Genomic DNA, 18260 nt, shown 5'->3' with positions numbered 1-18260 from the left:
CCGCTCGGTCAGCGCCCGAGGACCATCGGGAGACCGTCCACGTCCGTCTCCCGTGCGTTCGAGAGCGTCGTCGCGTGCACCGCTTCGACGGCGTCGCGCTCGGCGTCGCTCCAGTCGAGGCGCTCGGCGAAGTCCGCCCAGACGCGCGCGGGCACCGCGAGGTAGTAGGCGTCGGGAGTGCGCTCGACGAGCGGGTCGTCGCGGAACGCCGTCCGCCACTCGTAGACGAGGTCGTCGACGCTCGCGACGCCGGGCGAGTCGCTCGCGAGCGACTGAAGGTCGCCGAGCGCCGCCCGGAGCGCCTCGACGGAGAGGTCGCTGTCGTCGGCGACGCGCTCGACGGCCGCGCGCGAGACCGGGGTCTGTTGTCGGTCGGTCATACGTGGGAGAACGTGTTGCGCGGCCTTGAGGCGTTCGCCGCGCCGCGCTCAGTCGAGGACGACGCCGCCGCCGACGCGTTCGAGCGCGACGATGAGGACGACGCCGACGAGCGCCGGCAGGAGGAAGGCGAGCGCGACGCCGGCGTCGAGCGTCCCGACGTCGGCGAGCGAGAGGCGGATGGGCGCGCGTAGCGCGCCCGCCATCAGCGCGACGAGGAACGTCAGCGTCGCCGCGTGATACTGCTCGAGCGCCCACGCGACGACGCGCGCGAACGTCAGGAGGCCGACGAACGCGCCGAGCGAGAAGACGACGAGCGTCGCCCCGGCGGCGCTCGCCGCGCCCACGTCGCCCGCGAGGACGGCGGCGGTCGTCCCGTGGACGGCGCCCGTCATCCGGTCGTACTGCCCGAGCGTCAGGAGGATGAGCGAGCCCGAGACGCCGGGGAGTACCATCGCGCAAATCGCGAGCGCGCCGACGAGGAAGGTCACGAGGGGGTTCGTCGGGAGCTGGCTCTGCGCGGGGCCGCTCGCGAGGAACGCGAGCGCGAACCCGCCGACGGCGACGGCGACGCGACGCGGCGTTCCGAGGTTCACCTCACCGGCGAGCACGAGCACGGACGCGAGGACGAGCCCGAAGAAGAAGGCGTACGTCGCGACCGGGTGCGTGTCGAGGAAGTACTGCACGAGGTTCGCGACGGTGATGACTGCGGAGAGGAGGCCGACGCCGAGCACGACGAGGAAGGGGACGTCCATGCGGACGAGCTCGTCGCGGACGGTCGCACGCGCGTCGGCGTCGAGCGGCGAGCGGACGGCGGGGCCGACGAGCGCGAGCGCCGCGCGCGGGTCGAGGCTCGCGATGGCGGTGACGAGGCGCCCGTAGATGCCCGTGATGAGCGCAATCGTCCCGCCGGAGACGCCGGGGACGGCGTCCGCCGCTCCCATCGCGGCGCCGCGCAGATAGACGCCGAGCCACTCGCGGACACTCATCGCGGGATCAGCCCGCCTGCTCGCTCGATGCGGCCGTCGTGGCCGTCGTCACGGCGGACGGTTCCGAGAGGGACGCGGTCGTGTTCCCGGAGTCCGCCTGCGGTTGGAGCGTGAGCTGCTCGAGCGACACCTGTACCGTGGTGTCGGTCGCGCCGTTCACCTTCCCCTCGGAGACGTTCGCCGTGTCCGTCCAGTAGGTCTGGTTGTTCATCCCGGAGCCCTCGACGGCGCTGAACTGGTAGGGGCCCTCGGCGCGGACGCTGACGTTCGTGTAGCCGTTCTCCGGGCCGTACTCGTCGTACTCGGCCGTCGAGTACGGGAGCGTCATCGTGAACTCGCCGTCGGGACCGGTCTGTGCGCGCTGGGTGTAGGTGAAGTTCTGGCCGACCTGCGTCGCCTCCATCGTCACGCTCGCGGTGACGGTGGTGTTGGCGGGGCCGGTGCCCTGCACCGTCGCGCCGGGGACGCGCTCGTAGAGCTTCGCCCAGTAGGGGAGCTCCTCGAAGTACGAGCCGCTGAGGCGCTGTTGGTAGGAAATCGCCTGGTCGCTCAGCCCGACGAGCCGATAGTGCTCGAGGGCGGGCACGTACTCGCTCGGGTAGCGCCCGATGCCGCCGAGCTGTGACGTCGAGTCGTTGGCGACGTACTCGCGAGCCTCCTCGGTCGAGTTGAACCGCTTGACGACCTGCGTGCTGCTGTCCGCCACGTAGAGCTGCCCGGCGTCACCCGCCGTCGAGTCCCAGTCGAGGACGTAGCCGCTGGGGCTCATCGACGAGCCCTGATAGCGGAAGAGCCGGACCATCATCGAGTCGTAGTAGTTCTGCGTGTGCGCGTACGTCCGGACGCTGTAGCCGGCCGTCCGGTTCCCCTGATAGAGCGGGTGGTAGAAGTCGTACGCGGAGACGTTCTCGGCGAACACCGTCGGCGCGGAGAACTTCGAGGTGACGGACGCCATCTGCCAGTCGACCGCGACGTAGCGCGTGCGCTCGCTGGCGTCACCCCTCGAGTCGAGGATCTGGTTCGCGGTCGTCTCGTTCTGCGCGAGCAGGTAGTTCGCGGCGTGCGCCGCGCCACCCTGGAACGGGTTCGCGTTCGGGATGCGCTCACCGAGCACCGTAATCCAGTGCCCGTAGTCCCACCAACTCATCACGCCGTAGCTCCCGTCCGGGTAGTCGTAATCGCCCGTCTGCTGATACGTCCCGTAGTAGTCGAGTTCGTCCGCGTTCCCGGCGCCCCCGAGGTTCCCTTCCTCGGGCGTGTTGTTCTGCATCCACTGGAGCATCGGGTTCCACGCGAGCACCGACCCGGGGCTCTCGGACGCGCCGACCTGCGAGGCCGTGCTGGTCTGGAGCTGGCCCTGCGGCGTGCTGAGCGTCACGGACATCGTGAGCGGCGCGACGAGCAACAGGAGGACGGCGACGACGGCGACGACCTGCGTCGCCTCGACGTCACGGAGGGCGTCGCGGGCCGACCCGAGGTCCACGTACTCCGAGTGGAGGACGCTCGCGCCCGCGTAGCCGCTGAGGACGGCGACCGGCACCGCGAGGTAGTAGTTGAAGCGCACCTGCGTGAACGCCGCCGCGATGAGGAAGAGCGTCCAGACGACGACGAGCGACTTCTCCGCCGCGTGGTCGCCGAGGACGAGCGACGCGAACAGCAGGCCGCCGACGAGCACGAGGCCGGTGAGCGTCGGCGGGAGGCCGACGTTGCCCGCGACCGTCGGAAGGAGGCCGGGCACCGCGATTACGACCGTGGTGACGACGAACGCGACGACCGCGAACCACCGCTCGCGGTCGCTATCGCTGTCGTAGAACGGCCGCCAGAGGAGCCACGCGAGCGCCGCGAGCATCGCGAAGAACGCGAGGCCGTAGGAGCTGAAGAAGAGCGCGAAGCGAGAGCCGCCGTAGTTCGAGAGGCTTCCGAGCCACGGCTGGGCCTCCCCGATGGTGCGCTGGGCGGCGTTCGCGTCGAAGCCGACGAAGCGCATGAAGTTCGACGCGATCATGGAGAAGACGTCGGGGAGGACGACGGAGACGACGCCCGCGCCGACGACGGTGGCGCCGAGGACGGTGAGCGGGTAGAGCGAGCGGTCGAGGTCGCGCGCCTCGAAGGTCCGGGCGAGCCACGCGAGGAAGACACAGGCGGCGGCGACGCCGAGCGCCGCGACCGGCTGGAGGAGCGAGTAGGAGGTGACGCCGAACCCGACCTCGCCGAACGGCACGAGCATCAGGACGGCGGTGACGCTCATGCTCGTCGCGCCGACGAACGCGAGGTGGTCGGGGCTCCGACCGTTGTAGTGGACGCTCGCGAGCTTCAGGAGGAAGAAGACGCCGACGATGCCGACGAGGAGGACGCCGGGGTTCCACACCCACATGTAGAGGGCGGTGGCGATACCGGCGAGCGCGCTCCAGCCGAGGACGGGCTTCAGCGCGCCCCACTCGCGTGCGCGAACCTGCTCCCAGACGGGGCGGTCGCGCTCGGCGACGTGGAGGGCGACGAGGAGTCCGAGGACCGCCGCCGCCTGAAAGAGCGGCTCGGCGATGTTGTGGTCGGCCGCGCCGACGAGGCCGCGCTGGAGGAACATCCCCGGGAGAACCGCGAGGACGGCGGCGGCGAGGACGCCGGCGGAACGGCCGGCGAGGCGCTTCGCGAGGTAGTACGTCGGGAGCACGACGAGCGCGCTGACGACGACGGGCGTGAACAGCACCGTCATCGCGACGGTCTGCTCGCTTGGGCTGCCGAGGCCGATGAGCAGGGCAGCCGTCGCCATCAGCTGGTCGAAGAGCGTGCCGAACTGCCCGACGGTCGTTCCGTAGGGGAACAGCGTCCACGGCTCGAACGGCATGGTCGCCGGCCAGTTCCGCACGACGTACATCGTACTCCGGTAGTGATACCACGGGTCGTTCCCGCTGAAGAACACCTGTCCGTTCCGGACGAACTGCTGCCAGGACTGTGCTCTGACCCACAGCATGAACGCCATGAGGAGCGCGAGCACGGGGACCTGGTACCAGTCCGCCGCTAGATCGAGGACCGAACGGCCGGCGGTGGAGGTGTCGCCGGACTGGTCGCTATCGTCGCTCATTGTGTTCGTGGACACGGAAAGTGAGGATAAGCCTTGTCATATGGCGGCTTACGCGGCGGCCAGAACCGAGCGCGCGCCTGCACGCCACCGTGGGAACCACAACCCTTATTCGCGGATCGGCGGAAGGTCCGCCTGATGAAGGTCTCCGTCGTCGTCTGTACGTACTCGATGGAGCGCTACGACGTCTTCTCTGAGGCCGTCGAGAGCGTGCTCGCGCAGACGTACGAGCCCCTCGAAGTCGTCCTCGTCGTCGACGGGAACCCCGCGGTCTACGAGCGCGTCGAGGCGGACTTCGGCGAGCGCGCGGACGTCCTCCACGACAACGACGAGAACCAAGGAATCTCCTACAGCCGGACGAAGGGCGCCGAGCTCGCCTCCGGTGACGTCGTCGCGTTCATTGACGACGACGCGACCGCCGAACCCGACTGGGTCGCGAACCTCGTCGACGTCTACGAGTCCACGGACGCCATCGCCGTCGGCGGCGACGTCGAAGCCGACTGGCAGGCCGAGAAACCCGACTTCTTCCCCGACGAGTTCTACTGGCTCGTCGGCGTCGTCGAACCCGGGTTCGCGGAGGACGGCGAGGAGGTTCGCAACACCTACGGCTCGAACATCTCCTACCGTCGCGAGGCGTTCCTCAAGGTCGGCGGATACGACCCGAACACCGGCCGGAAGGGCGACAAACACCTCCAGGCCCACGAGGCGCCCGTCGGCATCCGCCTCCTCCGCGAGTACGGGACGGGGATGGTGTTCACGGAGGACGCGGTCGTCCACCACAAGCTCTTCGACTACCGAGGGGAGTTCCGCTGGCTCCTCTTTCGCTCCTTCTGGCAGGGCTACTCGAAGCGCGTCATGGACCTCCTCTACCCGGACGCGCCCGACGACAAGGGCGACTACTTGGAGTGGCTCCTCACCGAGCGCGTCCCGATGCGCCTGAAGCGCCTCGTTCGCTCGCCGTCGCTCTCGGGGGCCGAACAGCTCGGCGCCATCGCCGCGTTCACCGCCGCAGTCGGACTGGGGTACGTGTACGCGATGGTGACGCCGGGCGTCGTCGAGAAGGCGAACGCGTAGGCTACGCGCCCGCTCGCGTCGCCGTCACGACGTAGATTCCCTTCTCCTCACAGTACTCGCGACTCGTCTCCTCCGCGACGCGCACGTCGTCGATGGTGTAGCCGAGGCCGGTGAGCCGCTCCTCGACGTCGGCCTTCGGCGCCCCGAGGAACGCGTGCGTCTCGACGAACACCGCGCGTGGCTCGCCCTCGTACCCGTCGAGGATGCGTAGCTCGGCACCCTCGCAGTCGAGCGAGAGAACGTCGCAGTCCGGTAGCTCCGCGCTGGGAACGAAATCGGCGTCGCCCGCGCTTCCGAAGACGCTCACGTCGGCCCCGACGACGGCGTGCTCGACGGTGACGCGGCCCGAGACGCCGTTCAGCGCGAGCGTCTCGCGCACGCGCTCGAGTTGCGTCTTCGAGCCCTCGTAGACGGTGACCGACCCCTCGGGACCGACGCGGCGGGCGGCGAGCACGGCGGTGACGCCCCAGCCGCCGCCGACGATGACGACGCGGTCGCCCTCCTCGACCTCGCCCTCGATGGCCGCCGTGAGCCCCGACTCGTAGCCGGGGCGGTCCAGGGAAAAGTCGGGCACGTAGTCGTCGAGTATCCGCCCCGCGCGGACCTCGACCCCGCCGTACGTCGCCGTCGTCCGGGGAAGCACCTCCCGCGTCTGTCGGTAGGCCTCGTACGTGCCGCGCCGCAGTAGCGTCGAAATGCCCTCCGTCCGGAGGATGCGGACGGAGCGATAGAGAAGTGACATGGCGACCCGTATCTCCCGTTCGTGCTTGTTTCTTTGGGTGGTCTCGGCGACCGATTCCTCCTGGGAGGTGGCGGCATCCGAATCCTGAAATGCCGGCCCGCAGTACAGGACGGTAATGGACGTCAGTATCGTCGGGAGCGGCTACGTCGGAACGACGGTCGCCGCTTGCCTCGCCGACGCCGGACACAGCGTGACGAACGTCGACGTCGACCCGGACGTCGTCGCGGCCATCAACGACGGGGAGGCGCCGATTCACGAGCCCGGCCTCGCGGACCTCGTCGCCGAGCACGCCGGCGGGCGCCTGCGGGCGACCACGGAGTACGACGCGGTCCGCGAGACCGACCTGACCTTCCTCGCGCTGCCGACGCCCTCGAAGCCGGACGGGAGCAACGACCGCACCTACATCAAGCGGGGCGCGGAGTCGCTCGGGGACGCCCTCGAGGGGAAGGACGGCGAGCACACCGTCGTCGTGAAGAGCACCGTCGTCCCCGGGACGACCGGCGACGTCGTCGCCCCTCGCATCACCGAGCGCTCCGGGATGACGGTCGGCGACGACCTCCACGTCGGGATGAACCCCGAGTTCCTCCGCGAGGGGACGGCCGTCTCGGACTTCCGCGACCCGGACAAACTCGTCTTCGGGGCGGCCGACGACCCGGCGGTCTACGACGCCTTCGGGCGCGTCTTCGACCCGCTGGTCGCGGACGCGGACGGCGACGTCCCCGTCGTCGAGACCGGCCTCCGGGAGGCCGAGATGATCAAGTACGCGAACAACACCTTCCTCGCGACGAAGGTCTCGCTCGTCAACGAACTCGGCAACGTCTGCAAGGAGTACGACGTCGACGCCTACGAGGTGGCGGACGCCATCGGGCTGGACGACCGCATCGGCGCGCGCTTCCTCCGCTCGGGGCTCGGCTGGGGCGGGAGTTGCTTCCCGAAGGACACGAAGGCGCTCATCGCCGCCGCGCGCGCCGCCGACTACGAGCCTGAGCTGCTGCAGGCCGCCGTGGACGTCAACGACCGACAGCCCGAGCGCCTGCTCGCGCTCCTCGACGACCACTTGGCCGTCGCCGGCGAGCGAGTCGCCGTCCTCGGCCTCGCGTTCAAGCCCGGGACCGACGACGTCCGGAACTCGCGGGCCATCCCGGTCATCGACGGGCTCCTCGAGCGCGACGCCGACGTCGTCGCCTACGACCCGGTCGCCACTGCGAACATGCGCGAGCAGTTCCCCGACATCGCGTACGCGGACACCGCCGCTGACGCCCTCGACGGCGCGAGCGCGGCGCTGGTCGTCACCGACTGGGACGAGTTCGGTGCCCTCGACGCGGAGTTCGAGGCGATGGCGCGAAAGCTCGTCGTCGACGGGCGACACGTCGACCTGCCGGTGGAAGCGCGCGGCCTCGAGTACGAGGGGCTATGTTGGTAGCGGGGCGGCGTTCCCGAGAGTCGGCTCGGCGCCGGCGGTCGGCCACGAGCGCACGGCCCGCGAGTACCGGAAACCGGTCACAGAGACACACGCCATGACCACACAAGAGCGGCCCACACCGACGTTCGACGGCCCCATCGAGTCGGTCGCGGTCGGCGTGCCGACGAAGGACAACGAGGACTCCATCCGGGCGACCCTCGAGTCGCTCCTCGAGCAGCACCGACAGCCGGACCGGATCATCGTCGTCGACGCGAGCACCGACCGCACGCCCGAGATCGTGCGCGACGTCGCGGAATCGACCGACGTCGAGATCGCGCTGCTCGAGGAGACGACGCACGGTCGCGGCATCAGCGCCGCGCGCCAGCAGATCTACGAAGCGCTCGAGGAGGACCTCTTGGCCTGCCTGGACACGGAGAAGCGCGTCGAGCCCGACTGGGTCGAGACCCACCTCGAGTTCCACCGCGAGCACCCCGAGTTCGGCGTGCTGAACGCCGGCCCAGAGGTCGAAGGCGAGGTCGAGAACCCGAAGACGTACGACTTCTTCGTGCAGGCGAACTGCTCGATCAAGCGCGAGGTGCTCGACTTACTGGGCGGGTGGGACCGATGGATGAATCGCGGCGAGGACTGGGACTTCCGGATTCGCCTCTGGCGCGCCGGCGTGCGCTCGTACTCGACGGCCGCGCTCGCGGCGGATCTCGTCGTCGACGAGAGCCCGTACGTCGAAATCTCGAAGATGAGCGCGCGGCCGGGGTGCGTCGCGTTCCTCCGGAAGTACGGCCGCTGGTACGCTTCCTTCTATCCGATTCACGTCCTCGGGGACGTCGCGTCCGCCGTCTCCATCGCGGCGACGGCGCTCGCGGTCCTCCTCGCGCCGCTGACCCTCGGCGGGTCGCTCGCGCTCGGCGCCGTCCCGCTGACGGCGTTCGCCGTCTACGTCTACTTCGACTACGGGCGAGCGCACGGCGTTCCGGACGCCCGGGAGCTCGCGCTCCGACTCCCGCGCTTCTACCTCCTCGGCTACACCGCGCTCCGCGAGCTCCTCTACGCGGAGGACTACGACTGGAACTACGGCGGCGTGGAGCGCGACGGGCGCTAGCGCTCATCCTGCCCGGTCTCGGGGCGTTCGCCGTCGCGATAGCGCTCGACCCACTCGGGCGTGAAGTCCGCGCGCTCGTGCGCCTCGACGACCGCCTCGTGCATCCCCTCGTGGAAGGCGTCGACGGAGAAGCGCTCGGCGAACGCGGCGATCTCCGCGTCCGTCCACTCGACGCCCTCCGCCTCGAACGTCGCGACGCTCTCGCGGAGGCGGCGCCCGTCCTCGTCCGGGCGGACGTGCGTGTATCCGTTCTTCCCGTCGACGACCTGGAACTGCGTCATCCCTTCTTCGACGCCGAGCAGCGGCGTGCCGGCGGCGAGCGCTTCGACGGGCGAGATGCCGAAGTCCTCCTCGCGGGCGTTGAAGACGAACGCCTTCGCGCCGGCGAGCAACTCGGCCTTCCGGTCCTCGCTCACGTAGCCGGCGAACTCGACGTTGTCGTTCGCCATCGCCTCCAATTCCTCGCGCTCGGAGCCGTCGCCCGCGACGACGAGTCGCGCGTCCGGCATCTCGTTGAACGCCGCGACGATCTCGTCCACCTTCTTGTGCCAGTCGAGCCGCGAGAGCGTCAGGTAGTAGTCGCCCGTCTCGGCGTCGCTCGGGTCGTACTCGTGCGTCGGGATGGGCGGGTAGACGACCCGGATCTTCTCCTCGGGGACGCCCCAGTAGCGCTGGATGCGGCGCTTGACCATGTCGGAGTTCGCGACGAAGAGGTCGGGGCGATGCGTGTTGTGGTCGAACGCGACGCGCACCGCGTAGTAGAAGAGGAGCTTCAGCGCCCCGGAGAGCCCGTCGGCGTCGACGGAATCGATGAGGTCGGACTGGCGGCGGTTCGTGTGGTGGACGTACGCGACCCACGTCTGGGCGTCCGGCGCGACGTAGAACAGGGGTTCGTTCCCGCTCGTGACGACTGTGTCGTACGGGCGGAGTTCGTCCGCGCGCTGCCAGCGGAGGAGGTGCGAGAGCATGCGGGCGGCGCCGCCGCGCTTCATCCCCCAGTCGGTGCCGAACCCGCCACGGATTTCGGTCGCGGTGACGTCGTCGGGTTCGACCGACGCGTCCCGATAGCCGACGTAGAGCGGGGCGTCCGGGAAGGCGCGCGTGAGTTCCCACGCGACGCGGTCGCCGCCGCCGTTGACGTGTTCGCCCCAGTGGGCGAGCGCGAGGTCGTTCACGATGGCCGGACGTTACCCGGGACGGGAGAAAACTCCTTCGACGCCGCGCGAGTCACAGCGCCTTCCAGCGGCGATAGAGGCGGTATCCGGCGGTTCCGGCGCGAACCGGTCCGGTGAGGAGGTCGAGGGCGAGAACGGCGAACAGGAACCCCGTGATGGGGCGTGGGTCGCTCCGGAGGCTCCGCACGCAGTGGGTGAGTCCCTCGCGTGGCCGGTCGGCGCGGTACGCGCAAAAGGCCTGCTCGAAGCCGTGCGTCGCCCGCTGCTCGCGCGAGAGGTCGGTGACGGCGGGGTGGCGCTCGCGCGTCCGCTCGAGCACGCGCTGGATGTCGTCGTAGAGCGCTACCCGGTCGCCCGACGCGTTCCCCTCGTGCGTGCGCTTCACCGCGAGCGGTGCGTCCGCGAGCGCGAAGCGGTGGTCGGCGGCGAGACGGACGTAGAGGTCGTAGTCGGCGGAGACGTCGAACGACTCGTCGAGGCCGCCGGCGTCGCGCCACGCCTCGCGCTCGACGGTGACGCAGGAGAACGACCGGAGGAAGTTGAGGTGGACGTAGAGCTGTCGGACGAGCGGGAGGCCGGCGGACGCGGGCGCGGGCGGGTCGGCGTACTCGAGCGTGGTGCCGTCGCCGTCGACGACTTCGACGTCCGAGTAGACGACGGCGGCGTCGTCGGCGTCGTGGCGTTCGAGGTGCCGTTCGAGTTTCTCCGTACGCCAGTAGTCGTCCTGGTCGAGGAACGCCAGCACGTCGCCCTCGGCGAGCGACGCGCCCCGGTTCATGTTCCCCGCGATCCCGAGGTTCTCCTCGTTCTCGTGGAGAGTCACGCGCTCGTCGTCGTACGACTCGACGGCCGCGACGGTGCCGTCGGTACTGCCGTCGTCGACGACGAGCACCTCGACGTCCGCGAACGACTGCGCGAGCACGCTGTCGACCGCGTCGCGGACGTACGCCTCGCCGTTGTAGGTCGGCACGACGACGGAGACGCGCGGGGACTCGTTCACGTTCCGTACGCGGAGAGTCGCCGTAATGAATGTTCTGACCGGTCGCGGCGCTCCCGAGACCGTGGGCTTATAGAGACGGCTGGTCCAAGGAGCGGACAGATGGCCGGTCTCGCTCGCGCGTCCGCGGTCCAGTTCTCCGTCACTCTCGCCCGGACGGTCGTGGGTGCGCTCGTCACCATTTACGCCGTCCGAATCCTCGGCGCGGGTGCGTTCGGTCAGTACGCGCTCGCGCTTGGCGTCGTCGGTATCGTTCGGATACCCACGAGCTCGGTCAGCCTCGCGACGTCGAAGCGAATCAGCGAGGGGGCGCGGCGGAACGTGTTCCACACTACGGGACTCCTCCTCCTCGCCGTCGTCGTCACCGTCGCCGCCGCCGTGATCCTGCTCGCGAGCGCGCCGCTCAGCTCGTACATCGGATTCGCGGAGATCTCCCTCGTCGCCGCGCTCTACGTCTCCAAGTCCGTCTTCTCGCACGCGACCGGCGTCCTTCGCGGCGAGCACCGTGTCGAGGCCGCCGCGCTCGCCGACGCCGCCGGCGGGATCGGGATCGCCGCCCTCCAGTTCGTGCTCCTGTACACCGGCGGGGGTGTGCTCTCGCTCCTCCGTGGGGAGATCGTCGCCGCGGGCGTCACCGCGCTCGTCTGTCTCTACGTCTCGGACCGGTCGTTCGCGGTTCCCGATTGGGCGTCCGTGCGGAGCCTCTACGAGTACGGTCGATACGTCTGGCTCGGCGAGTTCCGTGGGATGTCTTACTCGTGGGTGGACACGGTTCTGCTCGGGTTCTTCGTCGCGCCCGCCGTCGTCGGCGCCTACGAGGTCGCGTGGCGGATCACCGCGCTGTTCATGCTGTTACCGCAGGCGTTCGGCGCGGTGACGTTCCCCTCGATCAGCGAAGCCACCGCGAAGGGCCGCTTCGACGACGTCAACCGGATACTGAACCGGATGCTCCCGCTCGCACCCGCGCTCGCGATCCCGGGTGCGGTGGGCGCGCTCGTCATCGGCACCGGCGTCCTCTCGATCTACGGCGCGTCCGTTGTCGCGGTCTCAATCGCACCGCTCGTGCTCGTCCTGCTGAGTCTGATGCGCTGCGTCGAGTCCTTCGAGACGAGTTTCGTCAGCGTCCTCGACGCGACCGACCACCCGGAGCAGAGCTTCCGGGTGAGCGTGGTCTTCATCCTCTCGAACATCGCGTTGAACCTCGCGCTCATACCGACGGTCGGGGCGGTCGGCGCCGCGCTCGCGACGCTCACCGCGCTCTCGCTCAGCGCCGCGTTGGCCTATCGGGGGTTCCCGGCGGAAGTCGACGTCAGTCTCGACTCCCGGACTCTCGGCGGCGAGGTCGTGGCCGCCGCACTCATGGGCGGCCTGCTGGCGGGTCTGACGGCGTACTACCCCGCGAACGGGCTCGTTATCGTCCTCCTCTACGTCGGCCTCGGCGCCGCCGTCTACGGGGCGGCCCTCACCGCGCTCTCACCGAACGTTCGCGCTCGCGCCCGCCAGCTCCTCCACGAAACCGGTTTGGCGGGCACGTAGCGTTTAGCTCTCCGACGGCAGTTCGTCGTACACCGCGAGCGTCCGGTCGACGATGGCGTCCCAGCCGTGGTTCCGGCGGCCGGACTCGCGGTCGATTCGCGCCGGGTCGAGGGCGCCCGTGATGGCGTCCGCGAGGCCGTCCGCGAGCGCGGGCGCGTCGTCCGGCCGGACGACGAGCGATTCCCCGCCGAAGTTCTCGACGATGTCGGGGACCGCGCCGGTTTCGGTGGCGACGAGCGGCGTCCGGCAGGCGAGCGCCTCGACGGGGACGATGCCGTAGGGCTCCGTCTTACTCGGGAAGCAGACCGCGTTCGCGGCGTTGTAGAAGTCGACCTTGTCGGCTTCGGCGACGTGCCCGAGGAAGTCGATGCGGTCCTCGAGGCCACGGCGCGCCACGAGGGCTTCGAGGTCGTCTTGCATCGGCCCCGACCCCCCGACGAGCACGCGGAACTCGTGTCCCTCGGCCGCGAGTCGGTCCGCCGCCTCGATCAGGACGTCGACGCCCTTCCGCTCGATCAGCCGACCGATGTACGCGACGACGTACTCGTCGCCGACGTCGACGTCGAGGGCGTCTCGGGCCGCCGCCGTCTCAGTCGGGCGGAATCGGTCGAAGTCGACACCCATCGGCGACACCGTGGTAGGGCCGTAGTCGGAGAGGAGCGCGGCTTCGCGCTTCGTCAGCGCGAATATCTGGTCGGCCTTCCGGAACGCGTACTCCTGTGGGAGGTACTCCGCGACCGCAGAGAGCCTCGAGACGAGGGAGCCGTAGGTGACGCTCGGGACGGCGGGGTCGCCGCCGTGCGACTGCATCACGATCGGCGCGCGCTCGCCGACGGTCGCGAGCAGCACGTACGTGAAGTAGTTGTAGAGGCCGTGGAAGTGGAAGAGGACGTCGTCCTCGCGTGCGGCGTCGGCGAGCGCGCGGCGCATCGCTTGCGAGTACTCCACCTTCGGATGCAGGTACGTCGAGGGGAAGACGCGATACGTGATGTCGTCGTCGACCCGCTCGTAGGACTCCGAGAACGTGTGCTCGGGGCGCCAGCACTCGAAGGTGTGCTCGCCGTCGCGCTCGGCCAGTTGCTTGGCGACCTTGACGTTCCAGTCCTCCTCGTAGGTCCGTGGGTCCGCGTCCGGCTTGAACGGCGTGAGTGAGTGATGAAGAACCTGAATGACTCGCATCGACGGGTGGTCGTTCTCGGGACCGGATTCGTATAAATCCCGTCGGTCGACGGGGTACGCGTCCGAGACCGGCAACGAGAAGCGTTATGCCGGTGGCCGGCGAACGAGTGTCATCGACCGTTCATGAAGGTTCTGTACTTGACGACGGACTACACCGAATACCTACAGGATCAGGTCCTCATCGGTCTCAAGCGCCTGCCGGACGTGACGTGTGTCGACGTGCCCCGAAAGGACGTCGTCTACGCCGCCCACGAGGACGCGGCCGAGGACGTCCACGGTGGCGGCTTCACCGTGTGGGGGACACTGGAGGGCGGCGACGACGTCGACCGCGAGGCACCCTTCGAGCGACTCGAGGACGGGGAGTTCGACCTGTTGGTCTTCGGGAACGTCCGCCGAGAGACCGACCTCTTCGAGCGCGTGGACTTCGACGCCGTCCCGTGTCCCGTCGCCTTCCTCGACGGCGAGGACGAGCGCTACGAGCCGACGCCGCGATCCGCGGTCGCGTTCGTCCGCGAAGCCCTGAGCAGGCGGCGGCGAGGGATGGAGGTCATGCCCGCAGTGGGGAGCGCCCTCTACGAGCCGGCGCTCGACGAGGGCTACTACTTCAAGCGCGAGAAGGACGACGCGGTCGCCGCCCGTGCGAACGTGCACCCGATACCGTTCTCCATCCCGGCGGAGAAGATCCGCGACGAGCGGCCCGAGAAGACGCAGACGTTCCAGACGCACGTCCAGTGTGAGCCGGCGTACGAACTCCCGGAGGTCCGCGAGAACTGCACGACGCGCCCGGTTTTCGACACGGAAGCCGCCTACTACGACGACATCGCCGCATCGCGCTACGGTATCACGATGAAGAAGGGTGGGTGGGAGTGCATGCGCCACTACGAGATCGCGGCGAACTGGACGGTGCCGTGTTTCTACGAGCTAGACGACAAACCGGCCGAGTGCGCCCCACACGGCTTACGGGACCTGGAGAACTGCCTCTCCTTCGAGACGCCCCGCGAACTCCGCCGGAAGATCGGATACGTCGAGACGAACGACCTCTACGGTCTCCTCCAGCGAAACGCCGTCGAGTGGGTCCGCGAACACACCTGCGTCGACGCCGCGCGGTCCGTCTCCGACACGGTGAGACGCGACGCGGACGAATAGCCGACTCCGACGATAGCACGATAGTTAAGGGCGGAGGGACCACAGACAGAACCATGAAGGCAGTCGTCCCCGCCGCTGGCCAGGGTACGCGCCTGTATCCGCAGACGCACACGAAACCGAAGCCGATGGTTCGGCTCGCCGGCAAGCCGATTCTCGGCCACATCCTCGAGGGGTTCGTCGGCACCGACGTCGAGGACGTGGTCGTCGTCGTCGGCGTCATGAAGGAGAAGGTCATCGAGTACGCGGAGTCCGCGTACGGCGACGACCTGACGCTCGAGTTCGTCGAGCAGGCGGAGACGAAGGGGCTCGGACACAGCATCTACCAGGCGCGCGAAGCCGTCGGCGACGAGCCGATGTGCATCACGCTCGGCGACATGCTCTTCGAGCAGGGGTACGAGCGCTTCCTCGAGGCGTACGACGCGCTCGACGACGTGGACGGCGCGCTCGGCGTGAAGGAGGTGGCGGACCCGTCGAACTACGGGGTCGTGACGACGGCGGCGGACGGGACGATTTCGAAGCTCGAGGAGAAACCCGACGACCCGGACTCGAACCTCGCGATCAGCGGCCTCTACTTCGTGGACGCGTCCGACGCGCTCTTCGACGCCATCGGTGAGCTCGTCGAGAACGACGTGCGCGGGGCGGGCGACGAGTACCAGTTGACGGACGCGCTCCAGAAGCTCCTCGAGCGCGGGCTGACCCTCGGGACGTTCCCGGTCGAGGAGTGGTACGACTGCGGGCGCCCGGAGACGCTCCTCGAGGCGAACCGCGCGCTCCTCGGGTCCGACGAGGAGGGCCGAGTGGAACACGACGGGACGAGCGTCGTCCTCCCCCCGGCGGACGTCGGCGACGACGTCACCATCGAGAACAGCGTCATCGGGCCGTACGTCAGCGTGGACGACGGCGCCGAGATCGTGGACAGCCGCGTCAGCGACGCGATCCTCGGTCGGGACGCCACGCTGCGCACGGTGAACTTGGAGTCGAGCATCCTCGGGGACGGCTCCTCCGTCGAGGGGACGCAGCACCGACTCAACGTCGGTGACTTCAGCGAGGTGAACCTGTGACGGCGACGCGAGTCCTCGTCACCGGCGGTGCGGGCTTCATCGGGAGCGCGCTCTGTCGCTCGCATCTCGCGGACGGACACGACGTCGTCTGCCTCGACAACCTCTCCTCGGGGCGCGCGCGGAACGTCTCCGCGCTCCGCGACGACGACGCGTTCACGTTCCTTGAGGGCGACGTCCGCGACGGCATCACGGCGCACGCTGACGGCGGGTTCGACTACGTCTACCACCTCGCGTCGCGGGCGTCACCGACGGACTTCGAGGAGCACCCGCTCGACATCGCGGAGACGAACGCGACGGGGACGCGTCGCGTCCTCGACTTCGCACGCGAGGACGACGCGCGCGTCCTCTACGCGAGCACGAGCGAGGTGTACGGCAACCCCCTCGAACACCCCCAGCGCGAGACGTACAACGGGAACGTCGACCCGCGCGGGACGCGGGCCTGCTACGACGAGGGGAAGCGCTACGGCGAGATGCTCGCCGCGACGTACGCCCGCCGATTCGGCGTCGACACGCGGACCGCGCGCCTCTTCAACACGTACGGCCCGCGGATGCGCCCCGACGACGGGCGCGTCATCCCGAACTTCCTCCGGCAGGCCCTCGCCGACGACCCGATAACGGTCTACGGCGACGGGAGTCAGACGCGGAGCTTCCTCTACGTCGACGATCAGGTGCGCGGCCTCCGCGCGCTCATGGAGGCGCCCGACCTCGCGGGCGAGGTCGTGAACATCGGGAGCACCGACGAGGTGACGATAGAGACGCTCGCCGAGACCGTCCTCGATGCCTTCGAGACGGCCTCGGAGATCACGTACGAGCCGCTCCCGCACGAGAACGACCCGGAGCGTCGCAAGCCCGACGTCACGCGGGCGCGCGAGTGGCTCGACTGGACGCCGGACGTCGGCCTCCGCGAGGGGCTTCGGCTGACCGCCGAGCACTTCCGCGCACACGAGGCGCTCTGAGCGCGGCGGACCGCCCACGCTTATGGGCGTGAGGCCCGCCTACTCCGGTATGATTCACGACGTCGAGGTGCGCGACCTCCAGGTGAACGCCGACGAACGCGGCCACCTCGTGGAGGTGTTCCGCGAGGACTGGGACGAGTACGACATCGACCCCGCGATGTCCTACTACTCGATGACGTACCCGGGGATCATCCGGGCGTGGCACCGCCACCTCGAGGGGCAGGTCGACCACTTCGTCTGCCCGCAGGGCCGCATCAAGGTCGGCGTCTACGACGAGCGCGCGGACTCCCCGACCGAGGGCGAGCTGAACACGTTCGTCATCGGCGAGCATAGCCAGCAGATGGTCCGTATCCCCGGGGACTGCTGGCACGGGTTCAAGGCCATCGGCGACGAGCCCGCGCTCCTCATCAACTACCCGACCGAGCTCTACGACTACGAGGAGCCGGACGAGGAGCGCCTCCCCTACGACACCGACCGCATCCCGCTGGACTGGGAGGAGCCGCCACACGAGTAGCGCACGGTTCTGGCGTGCCCCGGCTACGGGAGCAGTCGGCGCAGGAGTCGGTATTCGCCGGCGAGTTGGCTCCGCCAGCCTTCGCCGCGCTCCGCGAGGGCGCGGAGGTCGGTCGGCGTCGGCGGGCGCGGGTCGTCGCGGCCGCCCCACGTCGGGACGTACTTGTTCGGGAGGTGGTGAACGAGCAGGCGCTCGAAGCCCTCTATCGGGAACGCCTTCGGGTCGAGCCCGCAGTTCGTGTAGACGTCCGATGCACCGGATTCGAGGATGCCGTAGAGCTGGGGCAGCCGGTAGGGTTTGGCGAAATGCTTGGAGGGCCCGGGTTCCCGGCCGAACGCATCGTGGGCCACGACCGTCCGAAGTTGGTCGTCGGTCAGCACCCAGCTCCCCTGATGGAGGTTCCACAGCCGGAAGTAGCGCTCGCCACCGTACTCGGCGTTCGACTCCAGGAGCGTGCGCTGGCGGAGGCTGTGGTCGAAGAGATACGGCGTCTCGTCCCCGTCGACGCGCTCGAAGCGGATGAAGCCGGTCGGGACGCCGTCCGGGAGGCGGTCGTTCACCTCGACGTAGGCGTCGAGGTTGTCCTCGGTGATGAGGACGTCGTCCTCCACGTAGACGTAGAGGTCGTACTCGCCGAGGGCGTCACGCATCACGTCGCGGTGTTCGTAGACGAGCTCCATCTCGATAGACGGGTCGTGCTGGCGCGTTCGAACGACCGGGTCCGGCCATCCCTCGGGTCGCTCCTCGGTCAGGTCGAGGACGACGTCGACATCGTGTCGCATGGACCGGTACTCCGCGAGGAGGCGGTCGACGTACTCCCAGTGGTCGCGACCGTAGCTGGGGATGCAGACTAGGACGTCCATCTTCGCTCCTCTAGTCGCCTTCGAGCAATATACGTTCGGACTGCGCGCACGT

The 18260-nt window shown here is 69.2% G+C and carries 16 protein-coding genes; 8 read left to right on the top strand and 8 right to left on the bottom strand.

Annotated elements, in window-relative coordinates:
- Positions 1-8: 8 nt before the first annotated feature.
- From EFA46_RS09415 to EFA46_RS09405, 3 genes are read right to left on the bottom strand one after another with little or no spacing between them, the layout of a single operon-like run.
- Complete coding sequence (locus tag EFA46_RS09415) at positions 9-380, bottom strand: hypothetical protein (RefSeq protein WP_123076386.1); 372 nt, start codon at positions 378-380, stop codon at positions 9-11.
- A gap of 48 nt (positions 381-428) precedes the next feature.
- The gene (locus EFA46_RS09410; RefSeq protein ID WP_255494058.1) at positions 429-1367 is read right to left on the bottom strand and encodes a DUF368 domain-containing protein; all 939 of its coding nucleotides are present in this window, start codon (positions 1365-1367) and stop codon (positions 429-431) included.
- 7 nt (positions 1368-1374) lie between these two features.
- Positions 1375-4449 carry an oligosaccharyl transferase, archaeosortase A system-associated gene (locus EFA46_RS09405; RefSeq protein WP_123076388.1) on the bottom strand — a complete coding sequence of 1025 codons (3075 nt, stop codon included), beginning with the start codon at positions 4447-4449 and terminating at the stop codon, positions 1375-1377.
- Between the two features lie 135 nt (positions 4450-4584).
- On the opposite strand from EFA46_RS09405, the gene aglG reads away from it, so the two are divergent.
- Positions 4585-5520 carry a glucosyl-dolichyl phosphate glucuronosyltransferase gene (aglG, locus tag EFA46_RS09400; RefSeq protein ID WP_123076390.1) on the top strand — a complete coding sequence of 312 codons (936 nt, stop codon included), beginning with the start codon at positions 4585-4587 and terminating at the stop codon, positions 5518-5520.
- Between the two features lies 1 nt (position 5521).
- Here aglG and EFA46_RS09395 read toward each other — a convergent pair whose 3' ends face one another.
- Positions 5522-6262, bottom strand: a complete 741-nt coding sequence (locus EFA46_RS09395) for an FkbM family methyltransferase (protein WP_123076392.1) — start codon at positions 6260-6262, stop codon at positions 5522-5524.
- 115 nt (positions 6263-6377) lie between these two features.
- Here EFA46_RS09395 and aglM point away from each other — a divergent pair, with 115 nt between their 5' ends.
- Positions 6378-7685, top strand: a complete 1308-nt coding sequence (gene aglM / locus EFA46_RS09390; protein ID WP_123076394.1) for a UDP-glucose 6-dehydrogenase AglM — start codon at positions 6378-6380, stop codon at positions 7683-7685.
- 94 nt (positions 7686-7779) lie between these two features.
- A complete protein-coding gene (locus EFA46_RS09385) occupies positions 7780-8781 on the top strand; it encodes a glycosyltransferase family 2 protein (RefSeq protein WP_123076396.1) in 1002 nt (333 codons plus the stop codon).
- Here the strand turns inward: EFA46_RS09385 and EFA46_RS09380 are convergent.
- Together EFA46_RS09380 and EFA46_RS09375 are read right to left on the bottom strand one after the other, a co-directional pair.
- The gene (locus EFA46_RS09380) at positions 8778-9956 is read right to left on the bottom strand and encodes a glycosyltransferase (protein WP_218182519.1); all 1179 of its coding nucleotides are present in this window, start codon (positions 9954-9956) and stop codon (positions 8778-8780) included. The genes EFA46_RS09385 and EFA46_RS09380 overlap by 4 nt on opposite strands.
- A 52-nt stretch (positions 9957-10008) precedes the next feature.
- A complete protein-coding gene (locus tag EFA46_RS09375) occupies positions 10009-10956 on the bottom strand; it encodes a glycosyltransferase (RefSeq protein WP_158604255.1) in 948 nt (315 codons plus the stop codon).
- Between the two features lie 99 nt (positions 10957-11055).
- On the opposite strand from EFA46_RS09375, the gene EFA46_RS09370 reads away from it, so the two are divergent.
- Positions 11056-12489 (top strand): polysaccharide biosynthesis C-terminal domain-containing protein, encoded by a 1434-nt coding sequence (locus tag EFA46_RS09370; RefSeq protein ID WP_148040662.1) that lies wholly within the window; start codon positions 11056-11058, stop codon positions 12487-12489.
- Positions 12490-12492: 3 nt separating this feature from the next.
- Here the strand turns inward: EFA46_RS09370 and EFA46_RS09365 are convergent, their stop codons facing one another.
- On the bottom strand, positions 12493-13668 hold the full coding sequence (locus EFA46_RS09365; RefSeq protein ID WP_123076402.1) for a glycosyltransferase family 4 protein: 1176 nt from the start codon (positions 13666-13668) through the stop codon (positions 12493-12495).
- 123 nt (positions 13669-13791) lie between these two features.
- Here EFA46_RS09365 and EFA46_RS09360 point away from each other — a divergent pair, with 123 nt between their 5' ends.
- The 4 genes from EFA46_RS09360 to EFA46_RS09345 are packed head-to-tail and all read left to right on the top strand — an operon-like array spanning position 13792 to position 17345.
- Positions 13792-14814, top strand: a complete 1023-nt coding sequence (locus EFA46_RS09360) for a hypothetical protein (protein ID WP_123076404.1) — start codon at positions 13792-13794, stop codon at positions 14812-14814.
- A gap of 53 nt (positions 14815-14867) precedes the next feature.
- Positions 14868-15875, top strand: coding sequence for a sugar nucleotidyltransferase (locus EFA46_RS09355; protein ID WP_176969857.1), 1008 nt, complete (start codon positions 14868-14870; stop codon positions 15873-15875).
- The gene (locus EFA46_RS09350; protein WP_123076406.1) at positions 15872-16831 is read left to right on the top strand and encodes an NAD-dependent epimerase/dehydratase family protein; all 960 of its coding nucleotides are present in this window, start codon (positions 15872-15874) and stop codon (positions 16829-16831) included. The genes EFA46_RS09355 and EFA46_RS09350 overlap by 4 nt, the downstream gene beginning before the upstream one ends.
- A 49-nt stretch (positions 16832-16880) precedes the next feature.
- Positions 16881-17345: a dTDP-4-dehydrorhamnose 3,5-epimerase family protein gene (locus tag EFA46_RS09345; RefSeq protein WP_123076408.1), complete on the top strand. Its 465-nt coding sequence runs from the start codon at positions 16881-16883 to the stop codon at positions 17343-17345.
- Positions 17346-17368: 23 nt separating this feature from the next.
- On the opposite strand, the gene EFA46_RS09340 is transcribed toward EFA46_RS09345, so the two are convergent.
- Positions 17369-18208 carry a hypothetical protein gene (locus EFA46_RS09340; protein ID WP_123076410.1) on the bottom strand — a complete coding sequence of 280 codons (840 nt, stop codon included), beginning with the start codon at positions 18206-18208 and terminating at the stop codon, positions 17369-17371.
- Positions 18209-18260 lie beyond the last annotated feature (52 nt).

The organism is Halarchaeum sp. CBA1220 (genome assembly GCF_003721175.2).
Taxonomy (GTDB): Archaea; Halobacteriota; Halobacteria; order Halobacteriales; family Halobacteriaceae; genus Halarchaeum; species Halarchaeum grantii.
Note: the sequence above shows the minus strand (reverse complement) of the source record. Positions and strands in the feature narration are given on the sequence as shown.